1 pseudogene is annotated in these 1,049 nt (G+C 64.6%); it reads left to right on the forward strand.

Features of this window, described 5'->3' with window-relative positions:
* Positions 1-233: 233 nt before the first annotated feature.
* Positions 234-932: pseudogene (locus K7I12_RS17435) on the forward strand (ATP-binding protein); the annotation flags it as partial.
* Positions 933-1,049: the final 117 nt, after the last annotated feature.

The following is a 1,049-nucleotide window of genomic DNA, read 5'->3' on the forward strand; positions in this document are numbered from 1 at the left end:
CTGCCGGGCTTTTCACCCTAGCCGAAGCCTGGCAGCAAGCGAGCCAATCACGATGTTGAAACCATCGACTGGAGAGCCGTGTGCGGGAGAACCGCACGCACGGTTCGGAGGGCGGGGAGGCAAAGCCTTCCCGACCCCTATCGAAACCTCAAGCGCCTGTCTCGGTGGGTCATCAAGGCCCGTACCCTTAGGTGAATTATTCACAATTAACGTTCACAGAGGAGATAGCCTGAATGGATGCCGAGCTCGCACAGCGCCTGCATCGCTTGCTCGACCGGCTCGAGGAGGCCCTGCCGCCGCCGGCCCCGGCGGTCGATTGGGAGCGCGATATCGCCGCGCTATGGCAGCGCAACGCGCTGGGCGGCCAGCTGATTCCGGTCGCCACCCGCGACGACGTCAGGCTCGACGACCTGATCGGCGTCGAACGCCAGAAGCAGGCGCTGCTCGCCAATACCCGGGCGTTCCTGCACGGCCGGCCGGCCAACCACGCGCTGCTGTGGGGCGCGCGGGGCAGCGGCAAGTCGTCGATGGTACGCGCGCTGCTCAACAGTCTGGCCGGCGAAGGGTTGCGGCTGATCCAGGTCGATCGCCACGATCTGGTCGGCCTGCCGGCGATGGTCCAGCGGCTGCGCGATACCCGCCATCGCTTCGTGGTGTACTGCGACGATCTGTCGTTCGAGGGCCACGACGACGCCTACAAGGCGCTCAAGAGCGTGCTCGACGGCACCCTCACCGGGCCGCCGGAGAACGTGCTGCTGTATGCCACGTCCAACCGCCGCCATCTGCTGCCCGAGGCGATCGGCGACAACGACGCCTCGCGGCTGGTCGACGGCGAGCTGCATCACGGCGACGCCGTCGAGGAGAAGATCTCGCTGTCGGATCGCTTCGGCCTGTGGCTGGCGTTCCATCCGTTCAACCAGGACAGTTACCTAGCCTGAATATTGCACCATTGGCGCGAGTTCGGCCTGCTGAGTGATCAGGCCAGCTCTTCATGCTGGATTCAGCAAGAATCGGTCACGTTTTGATCAATTACCCAGCGTCGAGACACA

This window comes from Halomonas sp. IOP_31, from assembly GCF_021151495.1.
In the GTDB taxonomy this organism is placed as follows: Bacteria; Pseudomonadota; Gammaproteobacteria; order Pseudomonadales; family Halomonadaceae; genus Modicisalibacter; species Modicisalibacter zincidurans.